The sequence below is a fragment of the Salinispora mooreana genome, assembly GCF_000379065.1.
Taxonomy (GTDB): Bacteria; Actinomycetota; Actinomycetes; order Mycobacteriales; family Micromonosporaceae; genus Micromonospora; species Micromonospora mooreana.
The window spans coordinates 2,435,568-2,454,022 of record NZ_KB900614.1; the positions used below are offsets into that span (position 1 = coordinate 2,435,568).

General features: G+C 69.9%; 17 protein-coding genes and 1 pseudogene. 9 read left to right on the forward strand and 9 right to left on the reverse strand.

Features of this window, described 5'->3' with window-relative positions:
- Window positions 1–431: 431 nt before the first annotated feature.
- Complete coding sequence (locus tag SALPAC6_RS0111530) at window positions 432–2,663, reverse strand: MMPL family transporter (protein ID WP_018253571.1); 2,232 nt, start codon at window positions 2,661–2,663, stop codon at window positions 432–434.
- Between the two features lie 50 nt (window positions 2,664–2,713).
- Window positions 2,714–3,526 (reverse strand): LmeA family phospholipid-binding protein, encoded by an 813-nt coding sequence (locus SALPAC6_RS0111535; protein ID WP_018253572.1) that lies wholly within the window; start codon window positions 3,524–3,526, stop codon window positions 2,714–2,716.
- Between the two features lie 186 nt (window positions 3,527–3,712).
- Here SALPAC6_RS0111535 and SALPAC6_RS0111540 point away from each other — a divergent pair, with 186 nt between their 5' ends.
- The gene (locus SALPAC6_RS0111540; RefSeq protein ID WP_018253573.1) at window positions 3,713–4,468 is read left to right on the forward strand and encodes a response regulator transcription factor; all 756 of its coding nucleotides are present in this window, start codon (window positions 3,713–3,715) and stop codon (window positions 4,466–4,468) included.
- On the forward strand, window positions 4,465–5,874 hold the full coding sequence (locus SALPAC6_RS0111545) for a sensor histidine kinase (RefSeq protein WP_026189571.1): 1,410 nt from the start codon (window positions 4,465–4,467) through the stop codon (window positions 5,872–5,874). Before SALPAC6_RS0111540 ends, SALPAC6_RS0111545 begins: the two co-directional genes overlap by 4 nt.
- Window positions 5,875–5,912: 38 nt before the next feature.
- On the opposite strand, the gene SALPAC6_RS0111550 is transcribed toward SALPAC6_RS0111545, so the two are convergent.
- Window positions 5,913–6,884, reverse strand: coding sequence for a helix-turn-helix transcriptional regulator (locus tag SALPAC6_RS0111550; RefSeq protein WP_018253575.1), 972 nt, complete (start codon window positions 6,882–6,884; stop codon window positions 5,913–5,915).
- A gap of 694 nt (window positions 6,885–7,578) precedes the next feature.
- On the opposite strand from SALPAC6_RS0111550, the pseudogene SALPAC6_RS30110 reads away from it, so the two are divergent.
- Window positions 7,579–8,355 (forward strand): annotated as a pseudogene (locus tag SALPAC6_RS30110) (CHAP domain-containing protein); the annotation flags it as partial.
- A 109-nt stretch (window positions 8,356–8,464) separates the two neighbouring features.
- Complete coding sequence (locus SALPAC6_RS30115; protein ID WP_223874435.1) at window positions 8,465–8,875, forward strand: FG-GAP repeat domain-containing protein; 411 nt, start codon at window positions 8,465–8,467, stop codon at window positions 8,873–8,875.
- A gap of 117 nt (window positions 8,876–8,992) precedes the next feature.
- Here SALPAC6_RS30115 and SALPAC6_RS0111565 read toward each other — a convergent pair whose 3' ends face one another.
- The gene (locus tag SALPAC6_RS0111565) at window positions 8,993–9,184 is read right to left on the reverse strand and encodes a DUF397 domain-containing protein (RefSeq protein WP_018253577.1); all 192 of its coding nucleotides are present in this window, start codon (window positions 9,182–9,184) and stop codon (window positions 8,993–8,995) included.
- Window positions 9,175–9,942, reverse strand: a complete 768-nt coding sequence (locus SALPAC6_RS0111570; protein ID WP_018253578.1) for a DUF5753 domain-containing protein — start codon at window positions 9,940–9,942, stop codon at window positions 9,175–9,177. The genes SALPAC6_RS0111565 and SALPAC6_RS0111570 overlap by 10 nt, the downstream gene beginning before the upstream one ends.
- 207 nt (window positions 9,943–10,149) lie before the next feature.
- Here SALPAC6_RS0111570 and SALPAC6_RS0111575 point away from each other — a divergent pair, with 207 nt between their 5' ends.
- From SALPAC6_RS0111575 to leuE, 5 genes are all read left to right on the forward strand, one after another.
- Window positions 10,150–10,371, forward strand: coding sequence for a hypothetical protein (locus tag SALPAC6_RS0111575; RefSeq protein WP_018253579.1), 222 nt, complete (start codon window positions 10,150–10,152; stop codon window positions 10,369–10,371).
- Window positions 10,371–10,640, forward strand: a complete 270-nt coding sequence (locus SALPAC6_RS0111580; protein ID WP_018253580.1) for a hypothetical protein — start codon at window positions 10,371–10,373, stop codon at window positions 10,638–10,640. The genes SALPAC6_RS0111575 and SALPAC6_RS0111580 overlap by 1 nt, the downstream gene beginning before the upstream one ends.
- The gene (locus SALPAC6_RS0111585) at window positions 10,637–10,912 is read left to right on the forward strand and encodes a hypothetical protein (RefSeq protein WP_026189573.1); all 276 of its coding nucleotides are present in this window, start codon (window positions 10,637–10,639) and stop codon (window positions 10,910–10,912) included. Before SALPAC6_RS0111580 ends, SALPAC6_RS0111585 begins: the two co-directional genes overlap by 4 nt.
- Window positions 10,913–11,078: 166 nt before the next feature.
- Window positions 11,079–12,518, forward strand: coding sequence for an MFS transporter (locus SALPAC6_RS0111590; RefSeq protein WP_018253582.1), 1,440 nt, complete (start codon window positions 11,079–11,081; stop codon window positions 12,516–12,518).
- A 90-nt stretch (window positions 12,519–12,608) separates the two neighbouring features.
- The gene (gene leuE / locus SALPAC6_RS0111595; RefSeq protein ID WP_018253583.1) at window positions 12,609–13,277 is read left to right on the forward strand and encodes a leucine efflux protein LeuE; all 669 of its coding nucleotides are present in this window, start codon (window positions 12,609–12,611) and stop codon (window positions 13,275–13,277) included.
- Between the two features lie 38 nt (window positions 13,278–13,315).
- Here leuE and SALPAC6_RS0111600 read toward each other — a convergent pair whose 3' ends face one another.
- The 4 genes from SALPAC6_RS0111600 to SALPAC6_RS0111615 all read right to left on the reverse strand — a co-directional run bounded on the left by SALPAC6_RS0111600 (window position 13,316) and on the right by SALPAC6_RS0111615 (window position 18,422).
- Entirely contained in the window at window positions 13,316–14,245 is a 930-nt protein-coding gene (locus tag SALPAC6_RS0111600) for a sporulation protein (protein WP_026189574.1), read from the reverse strand.
- Between the two features lie 23 nt (window positions 14,246–14,268).
- The gene (locus tag SALPAC6_RS0111605) at window positions 14,269–15,333 is read right to left on the reverse strand and encodes a hemolysin family protein (protein ID WP_018253585.1); all 1,065 of its coding nucleotides are present in this window, start codon (window positions 15,331–15,333) and stop codon (window positions 14,269–14,271) included.
- A complete protein-coding gene (locus SALPAC6_RS0111610; RefSeq protein WP_018253586.1) occupies window positions 15,330–16,688 on the reverse strand; it encodes a hemolysin family protein in 1,359 nt (452 codons plus the stop codon). Before SALPAC6_RS0111610 ends, SALPAC6_RS0111605 begins: the two co-directional genes overlap by 4 nt.
- A 177-nt stretch (window positions 16,689–16,865) precedes the next feature.
- Window positions 16,866–18,422, reverse strand: coding sequence for a M20/M25/M40 family metallo-hydrolase (locus tag SALPAC6_RS0111615; protein ID WP_026189575.1), 1,557 nt, complete (start codon window positions 18,420–18,422; stop codon window positions 16,866–16,868).
- Between the last annotated feature and the right edge of the window lie 33 nt (window positions 18,423–18,455).

Sequence of the window (18,455 nt, forward strand, 5' to 3'; positions counted from 1 at the left end):
CTCCCGTAGGTAAGGGGTGAACGGTACGCCTATCCTTGCGCATCCCGCCCAACCGACACCTCCGGGGCTCGCCGGAAACCGCACTGCCGACAACCGCACTGCCGGCAACCCCACCCGCAACCACTTCAGAGTGCGTCGTATCCGCGGCGTCCTCGGCTCGTTCGATCGCTTCGGCCACCTCGGCAGGGACCACAGCGGCGAGGCGCTGCCCGCGGCGGGTGACATAGGTGATTCGCCCGGCGTAGTGGGCGCGGGAGACCACATCCGCAAGGCTGTCGCGGGCGTCGGATATCGGGAGTTCGGCGGCGGGCTCACTCATGAGCCTTGCGTACAACTCGTACAAGTCGTACGGGTCAATCAGTGAGCCCGCCGATCCGCCGGCAGCGGCACAGCCGGCGGCCCTCCACCTCGTCTAGCGCACGCCGTCCGGGTCAGGTGGCCTTGAGAGCGGCCTGGGCGTCGGCCGGCGGGTGCCCGTCGGGCGTCTCCTCGGTCACGGGGGACGCCTCCAGGTCGACCCGGGGCATGAGCCGGTCCAACCAGCGGGGGAACCACCAGTTGGCGCGGCCGAGCAGCACCATGATCCCCGGCACCAGGAACCCACGGACGACCACCGCGTCGAGCAGCACCGCCACGCCGAGCCCCACCCCGAACATCTTGATCAGCGGGTTGTCCTGGCCGGCGAAGCTGATGAAGACGCTGAACATGATCAACGCTGCCGCGGTGACGACGCGTCCCGCCGAGCCGAGCCCGGTCACCACCGCACGCCGGTTGTCCCGGACCGCGTGCCACCGCTCGGCGATCGACGAGACCAGGAAGACCTCGTAGTCCATCGACAGCCCGAACAGGATCGCGAAGAGGATCAGCGGGATGTAGCTCTCGATCGGCACCGGCCCGTCCAGCCCGAGCAGCCCCGTGAGGTGCCCCTCGGCGAAGGCGAAGGTGAGGATGCCGTACGCGGCGCCCACGGAGAGCAGATTCATCAGCGCGGCGGTCAGCGGAATCACGAAGGAGCGGAACAGGACGACCAGCAGCAGCACGCTCAGCGCGATCACCACCGCCAACACCAGCGGCAGCCGCTCCGCCACCTGATCGGTGAAGTCAATCTTCGCGGCGGTCTGGCCGCCGACGTGTAGCTGCGTACCGTCGGTTGCCAGCGGCGGCAGGATCTCCTCGCGCAACTCGGTGACGAGGTCACCGGTGGTCGGGTCGCTGGGCGCGGTCGTCGGCACCACCTGCCAGAGCGCGCCACTGCCGTCGGTGGAGACCCGCGGCCCCTGGACGGACTGCACGCCGGGCACGTCCGCCAGGGCGGAGCTGAGGGCGGCGGCCTGCCGCTGCACCGTGACCGGGTCGGTCTGGGCGGCGTCGCCCAGGTCGGCGACGACCAGCAGCGGCCCGTTCACGCCCGGGCCGAACGCCGACTCCAGCAGGTCGTAGCTCTGCCGGGTGGGCGTACCGACCGGGTCGTGGCCACCGTCCTGCTGGCCGAGCTCCAGGTCCGCCACCGGCGCGATGAAGACCGCCAGCACCATCAGCGAGCCGACCACTGCCAGCCACGGCCGCCGGGCCGTCCCCTCGCCGATCCGGTGCCACCAGCCCGCCTTCGGTGTCTTCTTCGAGCGACGCCGTGGCAGCGCCCCGGCGTCGAGTCGCGAGCCGACGGCCCCGAGAACGGCCGGCAGCACGCCGACCGCGGCCACCACCGACAGCCCGACCGCTACGGCGGCGGTCCACCCCAGCGCGGTCAGCAGCGGCAGCCCGGCCAGCAGCAGGCCGCCCAGGCCGACGGCGACGGTGGCGCCGGCGAAGAGCACCGCCGCGCCCGCGGTGGCCACCGCGACCCCCAACGCCCGCTCGTGTGACTGCCCCTCCTGCCGGGCCGTGCGGTACCGCACGACGATGAAGAGCGCGTAGTCGATGCCGACGCCGAGCGAGATCATGCTCGCCACCGTCGTCGCGATATCCGGGATCGCTCCTACCTGGCTGAGCAGCCCGATGCCGGCGAGCCCGAGCACCAGCCCGACCAGCGCGGAGAGCAGGGGTAGGGCCATCGCCGCGGCCGCGCCGAGGGCCACCAGCAGGACGACGGCGGCCACGGCCAGACCGATCAACTCGCTGCGGTGCCCCGGACCGCCGGCCGCCGCCTGGGCGAGCTGACCCCCGGGGAGCACCTCCAGCCCGGCGTCCACAGCCGGGCTGGCGGCGGCCAACACGCGGTCGGCGTCCTGCTCGCTGAGGGCGGCGGATGGCACGTCGAAGTAGACCTGCGCGTACGCGGTGTGCCCGTCGGCACTGATCCGCGGCGCGGGCTGGCCGGGCTCCTGCGGGAATGGGGGCACCACCTGCGTCACCCCATCCACATCTCGCACCGCCAGCAGCGAGGCCTCGATCGCCGCCCGCCCCTCGGGCGAGGTGACCGAGGAGTCCGCGTCGTGGAATACCAGGGTGCCGTTGCCGAGCGCGGAGGCCGGGAAGACCGCATTCTGGATCTCCTGCGCGCGGCTGCTGTCGCTGCCCGGAATGGTGATGGCGTCGTCGATGCTGGTGCCCACCGTCACCCACGTGCCCACGACGGCCGCGGCCACCAGGAGCCAGCCGGTGAGCAGCTGCCAGGGCCGGCGGGCAGCCAGCCGGCCATACGAGTACAGGGCGCTACGCAAGGAAACCTCCGAAGGGAGTGGGGTGGGTCTGGGTCACTGGATCGAGGGGGTCACGCGCGGCAGTCGCCCGGGGCGGCGGAGGTGAGCTCGTCGGTGTCGACACTGGCGTGCAGGGTCAGGCCGTCGGGACCGGCGGCGACGCGGTCGGGCACCAGACCGCTCGGGAGGCCCGGCAGGGCGACCTGGCGCGGCTCCAGCTGCCCCGCGAGCTCCGGATCGCGTCCGGCGAGAAGCGGGGCGACCAGGTCCACCGGCAACTGTTGCCCGGCCACCTCGACCGTGGCCGGGGTGAGCACCAGCTCCTCGCCGGCCATCGCGAGGTCCATGAGCACGCGAATATCGCCGCCCAAGACCATGCCCGGCCGGACCACGGCGAGTTGGTCACCGGCGTTCTCGAACCGCTGCTGGCCCGCTTCGGTGCCGGGTAGCTGGTCGTACGGCATGGTCACCGTCGCCTCGGCCCCGGCGACGTCGACTGGCTCGTCCGAGAACGGCCGGGCGTGCACGTCGCGCAGGGAGAGCTGGAGCTGGGTGGGCCCGGCCGCGGTGTCGACGGCGCCCTGCACGGTCACGGTGCCCAGGTCCCCGGTCAGTAGCCGCGGAATGACGAGCGGGCCGGGCAGCGAGGTGGTCAGCTCGGCGCCGTCGAGGCGACAGCCGACCGCCGCGGACACCCGCCGTTCGACCGCGCCGGCGAGGAACCGGTCGGCGCCGTAGGACAGCACCAGCGCCACCACGACCAGCACCAGAGGCAACCGCAACCGGCGGGCCGGCGAGCGATCGGTACGGCGGGACCTGGTCCGGCTCGAGGCGGAGGTCCGGCGCGGTCGGCGGGCCTTGGTCGACAGGTCAGTCCGGCTCATGCCCCAAGGCAAACGCACCGACCTGCCGGTCCCCTCCGGCGTACCTTCCCGTTTGCTGACGATCCGGATCGGGCGACTCGGACCCGGCCCCCACCGGGGGCGTTGCGCGGACGAGCCGTCGGGTCTTCAGCAAACCGTCAGCCGTTCGGCAGGTTCCCCGGTCCCCGCGCCGGAGATACTGACGCCATGGCCGGACCCACAGGACGTTCCGCCCGGCAACCACGGCCGGGATCAACCGCCGAGCTGAGCTCGGTCTGGCGAGCCCGCGTGCTGGTGGTGGACGACGAGCCGGCGCTGGCCGAGCTGCTGCTGCGCACGTTATGGGTCGCCGGGTTCGACGCCCGATCCGCCGGCTCTCGGGCCGAGGCGCTGGCGGTCGCCGGCGAGCTGGCTCCGGAGTTGGCGATCGTGGACGTGATGCTGCCCGACGGCTCCGGCTTCGACCTGGTCCACGACCTGCGCCGCGGGCTCCCGGAACTCGCGGTGGTCTTCCTGACCGCGAAGGACTCGCTGGAGGACCGACTCACCGGGCTGAACCTCGGCGGCGACGACTACATCACCAAGCCGTTCAGCGTGGCGGAGGTCGTCGCCCGGGTGAACGCGGTGCTGCGCCGCCTCGGTGGGCGACCCGCCGCGACCAACCGGCTCGCCGTCGCCGACCTGGAACTCGACGAAGACGCGCACACCGTCACCCGGGCAGGCACACCGGTCGAGCTGTCACCGACCGAGTTCCGGCTGCTGCGGCACCTGCTGGAGAACGCCGGCCGGGTCCTGTCCAAGCAGCAGATCCTCGCCCAGGTCTGGCAGTACGACTTCCCCGGCGACCCGGGGGTGGTGGAGAAGTTCGTCAGCCAGCTCCGCCGCAAAATCGACATTGTGGATCCACCGTTGCTGCACACGGTGCGGGGCTTCGGCTACGTCCTGCGGGAACCACCCGAATGAGGCGGCCGGCCGTGCGGAGTCTCCGCGGCCGGCTGCTGGTGGGCACGGTCGCGCTACTGGTGGTCGGGCTGCTGGCCGCTGATGTCACCGCCTATCTGGCGTTGCGTCGGTTCCTCGCCGAGCGGGTCGACAACACCATCGAGCTGGTTCTCGACCGGGGCTTGGCACGTGCCCGCCTCGCCGAGCAGGTCCTGCCCAACGCCGGCATGGAACAGCTCGTGCCCGCCAACGCCTACCTGGCCCTCTACGACGCCGAGGGCAACCTGGTGCTGGCCCGGCAGCCGCTGCAGCACGGTGGCACACGGCCGCCCGTGGTGCCACCGATCAGCGAACTGCCGGCGCATCCGGTGACCATCGGCGACGATCCGGAGACGGCGCTGCGGGTCCGCCGCGAGCTCCTTCCCCCCGAGCAGGCCCTCCCGGTGGAGATCAACGGGCAGGTCTATCCGGTGACCGGGCTGGTGGTCGGGGTGTCCCTGGCGGACAACGCGGCGACGCTGCGCCGGCTGGTCCTGATCCAGGTGGTCGCCGGGCTGCTCATCGTCGTCCTGGGGGTGGCGCTGGCCCGGCTGGTGCTCACCAACGGGCTACGACCGCTGCGCGCCGTGGCGGACACCGCCCGGGAGATCGGCCGCGGCGACCTACGCCGACGCGTACCCGTGGGCGACCCGGGCACCGAGATCGGCAGCGTCGCCACCGCGCTCAACGAGGCATTCGACCAGCGTGAACGCAGCGAGGCGCTGACCCGGACGTTCGTCGCCGACGCCTCACACGAGCTCCGTACGCCGCTGAGCGCGGTGCATGGCTGGGCCGACCTCTATCTCAACGACGGAATCACCGACTGGGACGGCGTGGACGAGGCGATGCGCCGGATCCGCACCGAGAGCACGCGGATGGGTGCGCTCGTCGAGCAGCTACTCACCCTGGCCCGGCTGGACGCGCACCAACCGCTGGCACAGGACGAGGTCGACCTGGGCCGCGTCTGCGCGGACGTGCTGGACAGCCTCCGGGTGACCGCCGCCCACCATCGACTCACCCTCGCCGTGGCGGAACGGGTGACCGTCATCGGCGACGCGACCGCGCTCCGCCAGGTGGTGCAGAACCTGGTCGGCAACGCGGTTCGGCACACCCCACCCGGAACGGCGGTCGAGGTTCGCGTTCACCGCGCCGACGACGTCGTTCTCGTCGTTCGCGACGAGGGGCCCGGGCTCGACGCCCAGGGGCTCACGCACGCCTTCGACCGGTTCTGGCGGGCCGACCCCGGGCGGGCCGCACCCGGCGGCACCGGACTGGGCCTGGCCATCGTCCGGGACATCGTCGAAGCGCACGGCGGCACCGCGACACTGGACTCGACGCCCGGGCGGGGGCTGACGGTCACCGTACGGCTGCCAGCGGCCACCGCGTGATCGTCCCGGACCGACAGCAGACAGGTCGGGGAGCGTGGTCACACCCAGCCTCGGCGGGTGGCCTGGACCCCGGCCTGGAACCGGCTGGCCGCCTCGAGCCGTTCGGTCAGGGAGGTCATCATGCGTTGGACGCTTCGCACCGAGATCGCTAGCTTTCGGGCCGCTGACTCGTCGGTGTTGCCCGCCGCGAGCAGGCGTAACAGTTCGCGTTCTTGGGCAGTGAGGCCCTGCTCGTCCAGAGATGCCTCCTCGCCGAAGGGCGTTGCCGTGTGCCAGACCTGATCGAAGAGCGCGACCAGTCCCGCGACAACGCCGGGACTACGCAGTTCCAGGGCGCCCCGGGCGGGGTCGTTCGGCTCGATGGGCACGAGCGCCAGTTCCCGATCGACGATCACCATGCGCATCGGCAGTGTCGGCGCGGTGCGGGACTGGCTGCCCAGACTCGCCATCCACCGGGCGTGCGTGAGGGTGGCGGGGTCGTTGCGGAAGCTGTCCTGATAGACGTTGCGGATGCGGACCCCCCGATCCAAGGCGACCTGATTGAGTGAACCCTCGGCCTCCATGGTGTCCGGCCGCTGGTCGCGGCCGGTGGTGAAGGAGAGGCACTCGCTACGGGCGTTGTGCGCGAGCTCGACCAGCCGTTCTCGAACGGCGTTGAGTCCGTCCAGGGCACGCCCCTGCGCTTCCTGCTCGCGGCCGTCGTGTGCGGCGGCGATGGCGGTGATCGCGGCCCGGGTCGCCTCGACCTGCCGCTGTCGTACCGCGACGTCCGCCTCCACCTTGGCCAGGAGCGCGATCAGCCCAGCCTGGGGCCGAACCGCGCGGGCGCTGTCACCGCCCGAATCGAGTCGGATCAACGCGAGATCGGCCAGCACGTCGAGCGCCTCCCGCACCTGATCGAGCGTGACGCCCAGGTGGTCGGCCAGACCGGCAACGTTCAGGTCCGGCCGCTGGAGCATGGCCCGATAGACCGTCTCGTGCTGCGCCGAAAGGCCTATCAGGTCAAGCATCGTTCCTCCCCGAATGAGTTCCCTCCACATTGTGCCGTTGCGCAACGTTTCGTGGTCGGCACGGGTAGTGGCGTGATCCCGCCAGGCGTTCTCACGCCAGGCCGAACCCACTGACAACGGTCGCCAACTCCGCAATGCTTTCCTCAGCCCGGCGATCGAAATTCGCGAAGCGCCCAAGGCGCACCTCACCTATTCGACACAGCCCTATGGGGGTAATACACCAATGCCAAGCAGTGCCGTTATTTCCGATTTTGCCATAATTAATACTGTGATGCCGACCGCTGCGATCGGCCACACAAAGACGCCGGGAGAGGGGTTCGGCTGGGGTTTCTCGAGGACCTCGGCGTGAGGGTGGCACACCTACGCATCGCACCCCTCACCCCGACCACGACCATTGACCCGTCGGCCCTCCGGGACCTTCTCCAAGCAGATACGGAGAACAGCGTGGAGCACATCCGCATCCGGGCCGGCCCGCATGGCACCGACATCCTGGCATTCGTTGACAGCGACAGCGCCGAGGTGGCCCTTGATGTTCTGCGGCGCCTAGTGCAGCAAAAGATAGCTACGTCGGTACCACTTCGTTCTTGGCGGATCGTATAACGATCACACTCACTACTAGCACCAAAGACGGACACCAGCCCGAAACGGTCGATATCAACAGCACCACTACCGCCACGAAACCGAGGAGAGCTTTATGAGTAGGTTCAGACTACGTCGAACACTGTTAGCACTAACTGCCGCAGCAGGAATCACCGCTGGGGCGGCCCTCGCCGCACCCGCTGCCCATGCAGCTCCCAGCCGCGATGGCATCGTCACCATCGCAGAGCGCGAATTCAACGACACCTATCGGAAATACGAAGTGGGCAACAACTGCAGCTACTACGGTGGCGAGATGTTCGGTTGGCCCGCCTGTGGAGGCAGACCCGGATGGGGCGGCGGCGGCGACTGGTACGCGTGGTGTGCCGCGTTCGCCAAGTACGTATGGCGGGAGGCTGGCGTCACCACCGGCATGTCTCAGATCGACGGATTCGCCAGGTCCTTTAAAACATACGGGGTCAACAACGGCACGTGGCATGCCCGGGGCGGCAGCTATGTCCCTAAGCCCGGCGACGCGGTCACCTTTGACTGGGGCAATGACGGTGACATCAACCACGTAGGAATCGTCAAGGCAGTGTCGGGCAGCAGCCTGTACACGATTGAAGGGAACACCAGCGACAGGATCGCCACACACACCTACCATAACTACAACAGCAACTCCCAGATCGAAGGGTTCACCGCACCGGTCGGCGTGACCGGCGGTAGCACCCCGACCGAACCGAAGCGCTGGATCGCCGATGTTACGGGTGACGGCTACCACGACCTGGTGGCGCGGGAAGACGACGGAACGCTGATGTTGTACTCGAACAACATCGAACGTGACAACGGCGTCCCCTACAGCACCCCCTCCTCCCGACAGATCGGCCAGGGCTGGGACGCCTTCGACACCGTCGTTAATGCCGATGTCACCGGCGACGGCTACACCGACCTCGTAGCCCGCAAACCCGACGGCACCCTCTGGCTCTACTCCAACAACATCGAACGTGACAACGGCGTCCCCTACAGCTACGCCTCCTCCCGACAAATCGGCCAAAGCTGGGACGCCTTCGACACCATCATCGGCGCCGACGTCAACCGGCGACGGCTACACCGACCTCGTAGCCCGCAAACCCGACGGCACCCTCTGGCTCTACTCCAACAACATCGAACGTGACAACGGCGTCCCCTACAGCTACGCCTCCTCCCGACAAATCGGCCAAAGCTGGGACGCCTTCGACACCATCATCGGCGCCGACGTCACCGGCGACGGCTACACCGACCTCGTAGCCCGCAAACCCGACGGCACCCTCTGGCTCTACTCCAACAACATCGTCCGTGACAACGGCGTCCCCTACAGCTACGCCTCCTCCCGACAGATCGGCCAAAGCTGGGACGTCTTCGACACCATCATCTAGCAGCACCTGGCGGTGCCCGGCCTCGGCCGAAAGCGCGCTGAACCCCCAACCTGGCAGTCTGCCGGGTTGGGGGTTCAGTGTTTCCGAAATGGTCGGTGGCTACCCCGCCGGGTGGGGTCAGGGCTGCCCGGGGAGTTGGGCGACAAATGCCCGCCACGCCGCCGGCCCGAACACCAACGCCGGCCCGGCCGGGTCCTTGGAGTCCCGGACACCCACGACGCCGGGAAGGTTGCCGGCGACCTCGACGCAGTTGCCGCCGTTGTTGCCGCTCTTACTGCTCTTGCGCCACTGCGCACCGATCAGGTCCATGAACTTGCCGCTTCCCTGAGCAGGTCTCGGGACTGCGCCCGGGAGAGAGCCTCCCCGCGGATGCGTTCCCACCGTCGACTCAGCGTAGCAATATCCGTGACGCCATCGACCAGTTGCGCCTTGGCCTGACTGTCCACATGGGCTACCACTGTGCCCTTCTCCAACTCGGCGAGGGTGAACGGACCGCCGAGACCCGGGTGCATGCCGGCCGAGAGCGGCACGACGTGAATCGACACATTCGGTAGCTCCGCGGAGGTCGCCAACTGCTCGCACTGCTCCCGCATCAACGCGCGGTCGCCGTAGGCGGAGCGGCGGAGGATCAGCTCGTCAAACACCGCGATGAACATCGGCGCGCGGTCCCGACGCAGGATCGCCTGCCGCTTGATCCGCACGTCGACCAGTTCCTCGACCGCCTCGGGGCTGAGCGCCTCGCCGGCGAGAGTCGCCCGGGCGTACGCCGCGGTCTGCAGCAGGCCCGGCACCCACGCGAGCTCAAAAGTGCGGATCGACAGCGCCTCCCGTTCGATGTCTACCCACGGGCGGAACCACGCCGGCTCGCGGCGCCGCACCGCATCCGGCCACAGGTCCTCCACCTCCCGCTTGAGGATCGCGGCCACCTTCGCGCGGTGCCGGGTCTGGGGAATCCGCCCACGGCTCGCCCACTTCGCGGCCGTCTTCGGATCCACACCGATCTGAGCTGCGAGGCTTTCGGCGGTTTCACCCGCCTCCGCCATCGCCGCGATAACTGCGTGGTTCATGCTCCAACCTCCCTCAAACGTTTCAGACGTCCCAAAAACCTAGTACTACGCGGTGTGTTGGCCCCACAACTGTCGGAAAACTGCCCGTAGACGGCGTGAGCCGGTGGAGGCCCGACCCGCCGGAGGCGCTGCCGGACCGCCCCACCACCCGGAGGGGTGATGGGGCGGTCCATTCCACAACCCACCACCACGCCCGGGAGGCGAGCCGTGCCAACGACCACCACCACGCCACCACCACCCCTACCGCGACGGACGCGCCGCACCGCGCTCGCCGGCGCGATCAGCCCCGACCACACGACGGCTGTCTCCAACGCGGAGTGGGAGCGGCTGCTCTCCGGTGGGCGGGCGGTCGGCCGGGCCCGCGTCGTGCACACCGTTCCCGGTGACGACATCCTCGCCGCGGTGCTCGCGGGGCTACGGAGACTGTGATGGCCGACGGCAATTCCCCCACTGACCAGCCGGCGCACCCCGACCAGCCGGCGCATCCCGACCAGCCGGAACAGCCGGCGCACCTTGACCGGCCGGCGTCCCCCGACCGGCGCGCGTATCGCGACCCGCACGGGTCGCCGCCGCTGCCCGACGGCGACCGGGTGCGGCCGACCACACCCCCGCCGCCAGCCACCACCCGGCACCAGGTGATCGCGGCGCTCATCCTGGTGATCATCGTGGCCGCCATCACGCTCCGGGTGCTGGGATGACGACCAGCCCGAGGCACCCACAGTCGAATCCGGACGACCCGGCCGCTGGCCCGCCACACCTACCGATGCGCCCGCTCTGGGGGTGCGGCGGCTGCCAGGCGGAGTGGCCCTGCCCGGCAGCCCGACACGCCCTCCTGGCCGAATACCGCAACGACCGCACGGCGCTGCGGGTCTACCTGGGCGCGCTCATGGCCGAAGCGGCCGAGCAGCTAGCCCAGGTCCAGCCCCACACGACAGCCGACCTGCACCGCCGCTTCCTGCGATGGGTATAGCGCTACGTGACGAGGTCGAGCGACCCATCGGTATCAGGCGGCACACAGGTGCTGACATGCCGATACCGGACGTTCAAGATTTTTAGCCACATCCCCGGTTTCCGGTGATATCCCGCATTACCTTCGATTAGCACGAAGCGGTCAGCTCAAGATCAGGTGGGGGTGGATGTCGCGGTCGGAGGCCCCGGGCGGGGCCGGGCACACCCGACGGTGGCAGATCATCGCCATCGCGGCGGCCGTCTCCTTCGTGAGCTTTTTCGATCTGAGCGTCATCAACGTGATGCTGCCCTCGATCGAACGGGCGCTCGGCGCCGGCAGCGGCGCTGTCCAGTGGATCGTCTCGGGCTACTCGCTGATGTTCGCGCTCGCACTCGTCCCCGCCGGACGACTCGGTGACGCCAAAGGGCGGCGCCACGCGCTCCTCCTCGGCCTCGCCTTGTTCATCGCGGCCAGCACCGCTGCCGGAACAGCCGACTCCGGCACCGCGCTGGTCGTCGCCCGGCTCGCGCAGGGCGCCGCGGCCGGGGTCCTCGTTCCCCAGCTCACCGCCCTGGTCGAGGAGTTGTTCCACCCCGACCAGCGGGGCCGCCCGTTCGGGCTTCTCGGCGCCACCGCCAGCGTCGCCACCGCGACCGGCCCGGTGATCGGCGGGTTGATCATTGCTCTCGGTGGGGCGGAACACGGCTGGCGACTGGTCTTTCTCAGCAACGTCCCGATCGGGGTCGTCGCGGCGGTGCTCGTCTGGCGACAGTTTCCGGCGAAGCCGCTGAGCGGCCCGAAGGATCACCGACCCGACCTGGTCGGCACGCTGCTGCTGGGCACCGGAATCCTGTTGGTGATCCTGCCCGCGCTGCAGCGGGAACAGTGGAACGGGCTGCTGCCGTGGCTGTTGGTGCCGGTCGGAATCGGCGTCCTCGTCGCCTTCCGGTCCTGGGAGACCTCCACCGCGCGGCGGCACCCACCGGTCTTCGACTTTCGCCTGCTCACCCATCGGACGTACCGCCTGGGGCTGCTGCTCGGCTTCTTCTACTACGCCGGTTTCACCTCGCTACCGCTGATCTTCAGCCTGCACCTGCAGTACGGTCTCCACCGCAATCCGCTGCACACCGGTCTCACCATCGCGCCCTTCGCGGTGGGCTCCGCGCTGGGCGCACTGCTCGGCGGCCGACACGTCAGGCGACTCGGCCGCCGGCTGATCGCCATCGGGCTGCTCACCGTCATGGTGAGCCTCGCCCTGATGACCGCCCTCACCAGCTTCACCGGGACCACGTTCTCCATCGTGAACGCGTTCCCGCTGCTTCTCGCCGGGGTCGGTAGCGGCCTCGTGATCACACCGAACAACACCCTGACTCTGGCGCAGGTGCCCAAGCCGGACGCCGGCAGCGCCGCCGGCATGTATCGCACCATGCGGCAGGTCGGATCCGCGATCGGGCTGGCGGCGATCACCGCAACCCTGCTCGGCGCGGTCGCGGCCAACGGCGGACACTGGTCGACCGCCCTTCGATACGCACTCGTCGTGGAGTTCGGCATCGTCACCGCCGCGCTGCTCACCAACCTCGCCGACATCATCGGCAGTCGCCGCCACCCATCCGCACCGGCGCGCTGACGTTCGCACAGCCATGCCCTGCCGGCGCGGTGGCCAACGACACAGACCAGCGCCGGGGAAAAGACTCGCCCGGGTGTCGTCGGCACCGGCATGATGTCCGGCGTGCTGGGGATCACCGACATCTGGACGTACGTGCTGGGCACCGTGGCGATCATCATGCTGCCCGGACCCAACTCGCTCTTCGTGCTCTCCACCGCCGCCCGCCGTGGCGTGGCCGCCGGCTACCGCGCGGCCAGTGCGGTGTTCGTGGGCGACGGAGTCCTGATGATCCTCTCGGCCGCCGGGGTGGCATCCCTGCTCCAGGCGTACCCGCCGCTCTTCCTGGTGATCAAATATGCTGGCGCCGCCTACCTGGGCTACCTGGGCCTGGGGATGCTGCGCGGGGCCTGGCAGCGGTGGCGGACCCGCCACGACCCGGCCACCCCGGGACTTCTCGACGCCGACGACCCCACCCCACCACGCAGCCCGTTCCGCCGGGCTCTGGTGATCAGCCTGCTCAACCCGAAGGCGATCCTCTTCTTCGTCTCGTTCTTCATCCAGTTCGTCGACCCGCACTACCCCTGGCCGGCGCTGTCGTTCCTCCTGCTCGGGTTGATCGCGCAGCTCACCAGCGCGCTCTTCCTGACCGTACTGATCTTCGCGGGCACCTTCCTGGCCGCCCAGTTCCACCAACGTCGCCGCCTGGCCGCGGGCGGGACGACCACGGTTGGTGCGCTCTTCCTCGGCTTCAGTCTGAAACTCGCCACCGCCAGCGGCTGACCGTCCCGCCCGTTCCCCCACCCCGCTGAACCGGCCGGTCACGTGCCATCGCCACCGCCACCGCCGCCGCCGACGCCCGCGCCCCCGGCCGTGCCGCCCAACCCGAATCCCGGCGGCAGCGGATCGTCCGGGGGCCGGCTCACGTGGGCCGACTCGTTGATCGGGGCCGACCAGTCGGCGTGCGCCGCCATCGCCGCGTGCCGGTTGATCGCGCTCCGCAGCCACCCATCCACGGTCGCCACCCAGTCCTGCCGCTCGGCGCCGTCATGCCAGATCCGAAACCGGCTGATGCTCTGGTGGGTGATTCCGGCCAGCGCCAGCCGACGATCGCACCAGAGCAGCACTTCGAGACCGGCCGAGTTGGCGATGAAGATCACCTCTAGCTCGGTGATCGGCCCGGAATACAGCGGCGCGACCCAGTAGCCCAGCCGTTGGTGCAGCGAGAGCTGCTGCTCGACCCCGGGCAGCCGGGCGGCGACCGAGCCGGCCTGCCGCAGGCTGAATCCCAGCATCTCCAGGGCGGTGAGGATGTGCGCCTGGGCGATCAGCGGGTGCACGAAGAGCGGCACCATCGCGCCCTGGTCCAGCCCGGGCTCGATCGCCACCTCGGTCCGCAGCCCCATCCGCAGGCTGAGCAGCGGCGCTCCGCCGACGACCGTTACCGGGGTCTCCCAGGGCATCGGGAACGAGAACGGAATACTGCGGGCCCGCCCGGCGCGCAGGACGAACCCGGTGGCGATCTCCGCCTGATGGAACTGCACCAGCCGCCGGGGCTCCTCCGGTTCGTCCGGCTCGGCCGAGGTGACCAGGCCGAGCCGGACATGCAGCACCGGAACGTCAACCGGGCCGGCGTGGACGGTCACCCGCCCCGGCAGCCGCAGGCCGGGACGGGTGCTCGGGTTGGCCAGCGCGGTCCGGACGGTCAGCCCCGTCCGACCGGACTCCGGCGACACCCCCGTCAACCGCACCGGCCCCGGTTACCCAGACCGAATCAGCGCAACCGCCGTCCCCGAGGAACCTGGTCCGTCTCGTCGTCGAACTCGCCGATGACCTCCTCCAGCAGGTCCTCCAGCGCGACGAAACCGACCGGACGGCTCGGCCCCCCACCGTTGCGGACCAACGCCAGCTGGGACCGCCAGGCCCGCATCGCCGCCACCGCCTCGGTGACCGTGGCGGACGAGGGCAGGGTGAAGGCGGTCGTCATCAAATCCTGCGCCGTCGCCGTCGGACGGCTGGCCGCGGCCCGAACCGCTTCCCGTACGTGCACCAGCCCGCACACGTCGCCGGCCTCGTCGAGCACCGCCAGGCGGGACCGCCCGCTGTCGCGGCTGACCTGCTCGATCTGGCCCGCACTCGCGTCCCGTCGCACGGTCACGATCCGGTCGAACGGCTCCATCACCTGTGCCACGGTGGTGCCCTGCAACTGCAGCATGCTGGTCAGCAACTCATGCTGCTCGGCTCCGAGGAGCCCGTGCTCGCGGGACTGCTCCAGCAGGAGACGCAGCTCCTCCGGGCCGTGCACCTGGGCCAGCTGATCCTGTGGTTGCACCTTGACCAGCCGCAGAATGCCGTTCGCCAGCGAGTTCAGCGCCGACAGCACCGGTCGGGCAACCCGGGCGAAAGCACGGAACGGCAGCGCCAACAACGTCGCCGACCGCTCCGCGTCGGTGATCGCCCACGACTTCGGCGCCATCTCCCCCACCACCAGGTGCAGGAAGGTCACCAGGCTCAACGCGAAGATCAGTGCGATCACGTGACTCGCCGCACTGGGCAGGCCCACGGCGTACAGCAGCGGGCTGAGCAGCTGCTCGATCGCCGGTTCGGCCAGCGCACCCAGCCCCAGCGTGCACAGGGTGATGCCCAGCTGCGCGCCGGCCAACATCAGCGAAAGTTCGCGGACGCCGTCCAACGCGGCTCGGGCACCTCGGCCACCACCGGCGGCGGCCTGCTCCAGCCGGTAGCTCTTGCTCGCCACGAGGGCGAACTCGGCGGCGACGAAAAACCCGTTCAACGCCAGCAGGACCACCGAGGCGGCGAGGGCAACACTGACGCTCATGACTGCACCTCCGGCTGGCCTTCCGACTCCTGCAGGCGCAGCCGAACCGAGTCGGCGACGTGCCGGTCCACCACGAGCACCTCGACCAGCGCCCGGGGACCGGCCGCTGCCTCATCCCCGTCTGCCGGCAAGGCGACCTCCAGTTGGTCACCGACCTCGGGTACCCGGCCCAGCTCCCGCATGACCAGCCCAGAGAGGGTGTCGTACTCCGGGGCGACCGGCAGCGAGATGCCGGTGCTGTCGGCGACCTCGTCGATCCGCCAGCGGGCCGGCACCACCCAGGAGCCATCGCCCTGCCGGGTCGGTATCCGCTCCGGCGGGTCATCCTCGTCGCGGATCGGCCCCACCAGTTCCTCGGCGATGTCCTCCAAGGTGATCACGCCGGCGAAGCCGCCGTACTCGTCGACCACACAGGCGAGCTGCCGGTGGCTGGAGCGCAGCCGGTCCAGCACCGTCGGCAGCGGCAGGGTCTCCGGCACCAGCAGCGGGGGAACGGCCACCGTACCGACCGGGGTGGTGGCTCGGCGCTCCAACGGCACGCCGAGCACATCGGCGATGCCGGTCACACCAATCACGTCGTCAACGCCCTCGGCCCCCTGGACGGGGAACCGGGAACGGCCGGTCTCGAGTAGCTCGACGACGCGGCTGACCGGCTCGTGGGCGCGGACGGTGTGCACGTCGACCCGGGGCACCATGGCTTCCCCGGCGGTGAGTTGACGGAAGTCCAACCCGCGGTCCAGCAGGGCGGACATCTCCGCGGTCAGGTGCCCGCCCTCGCGGGACTCGGCGATGATCTGCTCCAGATCCTCCAGGGTCGCCCCGCTGGGCAGCTCCTCGACGGGCTCCACACCCGCCCGGCGAAGCAGCCGAACGGCAGCCCGGTCGAAGAGTGTGATCACTGGGCCGGCGATCTTGAGGTAGATCAGGGTGGAGCTGGCGAGCGCCCGTGCGAGTACCTCGGGGCGGGCGATAGCGAGGTTCTTGGGTGCCAGCTCACCCAGCACCATCTGCACGACGGTGGCGATGACCAGCGCGAACGCGACGGACAGCGGCCCGCTGACCCGGTCCGACATCCCGGACAACCCGAGCAGGTCAGCCAGGCCGGCGCCGAGATACGGCTCGGCGACGTAGCCGACCAGCAGCGCGGTGACCGTGATGCCGAGCTGGGCGCCGGAGAGCATGAACGACAGCCGCCCGGTAACTTCCAGGGCCCGGGCCGAGGCCTTGTCGCCTTCGGCGGCACGCTGCTTGAGCTTGCCCCGATCCACGGCGACGTAGCCGAACTCCTGAGCCACGAAGTAGCCGGTGGCTGCGGTGAGGACAACGATGAAGAGGAGCCCAACGACGATCAACACGGGAGCTTCAGGGCTCCCGTCGATATCGGGGCCGGGGATAGCCGGGCATAACCCGGCTCGCTACTGCTGCCCTCCTGGGCAGACGAGTCGATCATGCGTCTATTTTATCGGGAGTCGCTGAAAGTCTGCTGACGGTGCCGGAAGGGTCCCGGCGACCCGGACCCTTCCGGCGCACGGTCAGCTATGTGTGATTCGCACGTCGTCGACGGCGGCCTCCACCAGGCTCGGGTCGCTGGCATCCGCCACGTCGATCAGGATTTGTACTGTTTGGCCGCTTAGAGATGATATATCCGCGCTGGCTAGCTGCCAGGACCCAGCCCGGTTGCTCGCCGTGCCGGTGACACTCAACGCCGTCACGGTGCTGCTGCCCACCACCCGGACTCGCAGGTAGTCGGCACTGGTGGCGTTGCTGAGATGGGCGAGGTACCAGGAGAAGCTGAGGGTCAGCGCTCCGGTCGACGGCAGGCTGACCGCCGGGGACTGGATCGTGGTGACGCCACCGTCGACGTCGTGGCTGCCCGCACTGCTGCCCGCAGCCGCGCCGGTGACCAGGTCGAAGCTACCGCTTACCGTGGTGCCGAGCTGGAGGGTGGTCCCGGAGCTGCTGGTGGTGGCGGGGTCGGCGCGTTCCCAGGCCCCGGTGGTGGCGGTGTCGGTGCCGGCCGGGTCCACGACCCAGCCGGTGGCGGTCTCGAAGGTGTCGCTCCAGACCGTCTCACCCGGCGGGGACGTCTGGGCCAACTCCCACACCGTGTACGCAATCGCGTCGGCGTTGCGATCCAGCGCCGTGTCGTTGACGTTGGCGATGGTGTCGCACGAACGGTGGTAGCAGGAGTCGAAAGCCTGTCCCGCCGTCCCGCCCCAGAGCGCCGCCTGGGCGCTGGACTTGATGCCCTCCGCGCCGGTGAACGTGCCCCCGGCCGGGATACCGACCGCGATGAACGGCCCGTAGTCGCTGCGGCCGTTGAAGTCGGTGCCCTGGGTCGTCACGCCGATCGAGGTGTAGTACGCCTGAATGGTCTGCTCGATCTCGGCGGAGCCCTCGGGTCCGGGGCCGGCACCCACCCCGTCGGAGTCGTCGCCGTCATAGACGAAGTAGCCGGCGTTCGGCGAACCCACCATGTCGAAGTTGAGATACTGCGTGATCCGGTCGCGCTCCGCGCCCGAGAGGCTGTTCACGTAGTGACGGGAACCGCGCAGACCCAGCTCCTCCGCGCCCCACCAGGCGAACCGTAGCCGCCTGTCCGGGGTAAAGCCGCTGCTCGGTACGGCCAGTGCCACCTCGAGGATGGCCGCCGAACCGGACCCGTTGTCGTTGATGCCCGGTCCACTGGTGACGCCGTCCAGGTGCGCTCCGGTCAGGACCACGGCGTCCGGGTCACCCGCCGGCCATTCGGCGAGCAGGTTGTAGCCGGTCGCACCGGCGTAGGTGAACGACTGCACGGTGGTGGTGTAGCCGACCGCGTCGAGCTGCGACCGCAGGTAGTTCACCGAGGCCAGGTAGCCGGGTCGACCGTGCGCCCGGTTTCCGCCGTTGGCGTTGGCGATCGACTGGAGCTGGGTCAGGTGGGCCTTCACGTTGGCCAGCGGGATGTCCGGGGCGTCGACGGCAGTCGAGGACGGCGCGAGGTGGGGGTGCACCGGCGCAGCGGCGGCCGCGGTGGCGGTCAGCGCCGTCGCGGCCACGACGGCCAGCACCGCCGGCCAGACGGGTCTACGGGTACGGGGTCTCATGGGTCCTCCGGGTCGGGGCGGGCCGTACCGGTG

Coding starts and splice junctions, on each gene's coding strand:
- SALPAC6_RS0111550 (WP_018253575.1), bottom strand. CDS start 6,884: ATGCTTGACCTGATAGGCCTTTCGGCGCAGCACGAGACGGTCTATCGG.
- SALPAC6_RS0111615 (WP_026189575.1), bottom strand. CDS start 18,422: ATGAGACCCCGTACCCGTAGACCCGTCTGGCCGGCGGTGCTGGCCGTC.
- SALPAC6_RS0111565 (WP_018253577.1), bottom strand. CDS start 9,184: ATGGACCTGATCGGTGCGCAGTGGCGCAAGAGCAGTAAGAGCGGCAAC.
- SALPAC6_RS0111545 (WP_026189571.1), top strand. CDS start 4,465: ATGAGGCGGCCGGCCGTGCGGAGTCTCCGCGGCCGGCTGCTGGTGGGC.
- SALPAC6_RS0111605 (WP_018253585.1), bottom strand. CDS start 15,333: ATGAGCGTCAGTGTTGCCCTCGCCGCCTCGGTGGTCCTGCTGGCGTTG.
- SALPAC6_RS0111570 (WP_018253578.1), bottom strand. CDS start 9,942: ATGAACCACGCAGTTATCGCGGCGATGGCGGAGGCGGGTGAAACCGCC.
- SALPAC6_RS0111535 (WP_018253572.1), bottom strand. CDS start 3,526: ATGAGCCGGACTGACCTGTCGACCAAGGCCCGCCGACCGCGCCGGACC.
- SALPAC6_RS0111585 (WP_026189573.1), top strand. CDS start 10,637: ATGACGACCAGCCCGAGGCACCCACAGTCGAATCCGGACGACCCGGCC.
- SALPAC6_RS0111540 (WP_018253573.1), top strand. CDS start 3,713: ATGGCCGGACCCACAGGACGTTCCGCCCGGCAACCACGGCCGGGATCA.
- leuE (WP_018253583.1), top strand. CDS start 12,609: ATGATGTCCGGCGTGCTGGGGATCACCGACATCTGGACGTACGTGCTG.
- SALPAC6_RS0111590 (WP_018253582.1), top strand. CDS start 11,079: ATGTCGCGGTCGGAGGCCCCGGGCGGGGCCGGGCACACCCGACGGTGG.
- SALPAC6_RS0111580 (WP_018253580.1), top strand. CDS start 10,371: ATGGCCGACGGCAATTCCCCCACTGACCAGCCGGCGCACCCCGACCAG.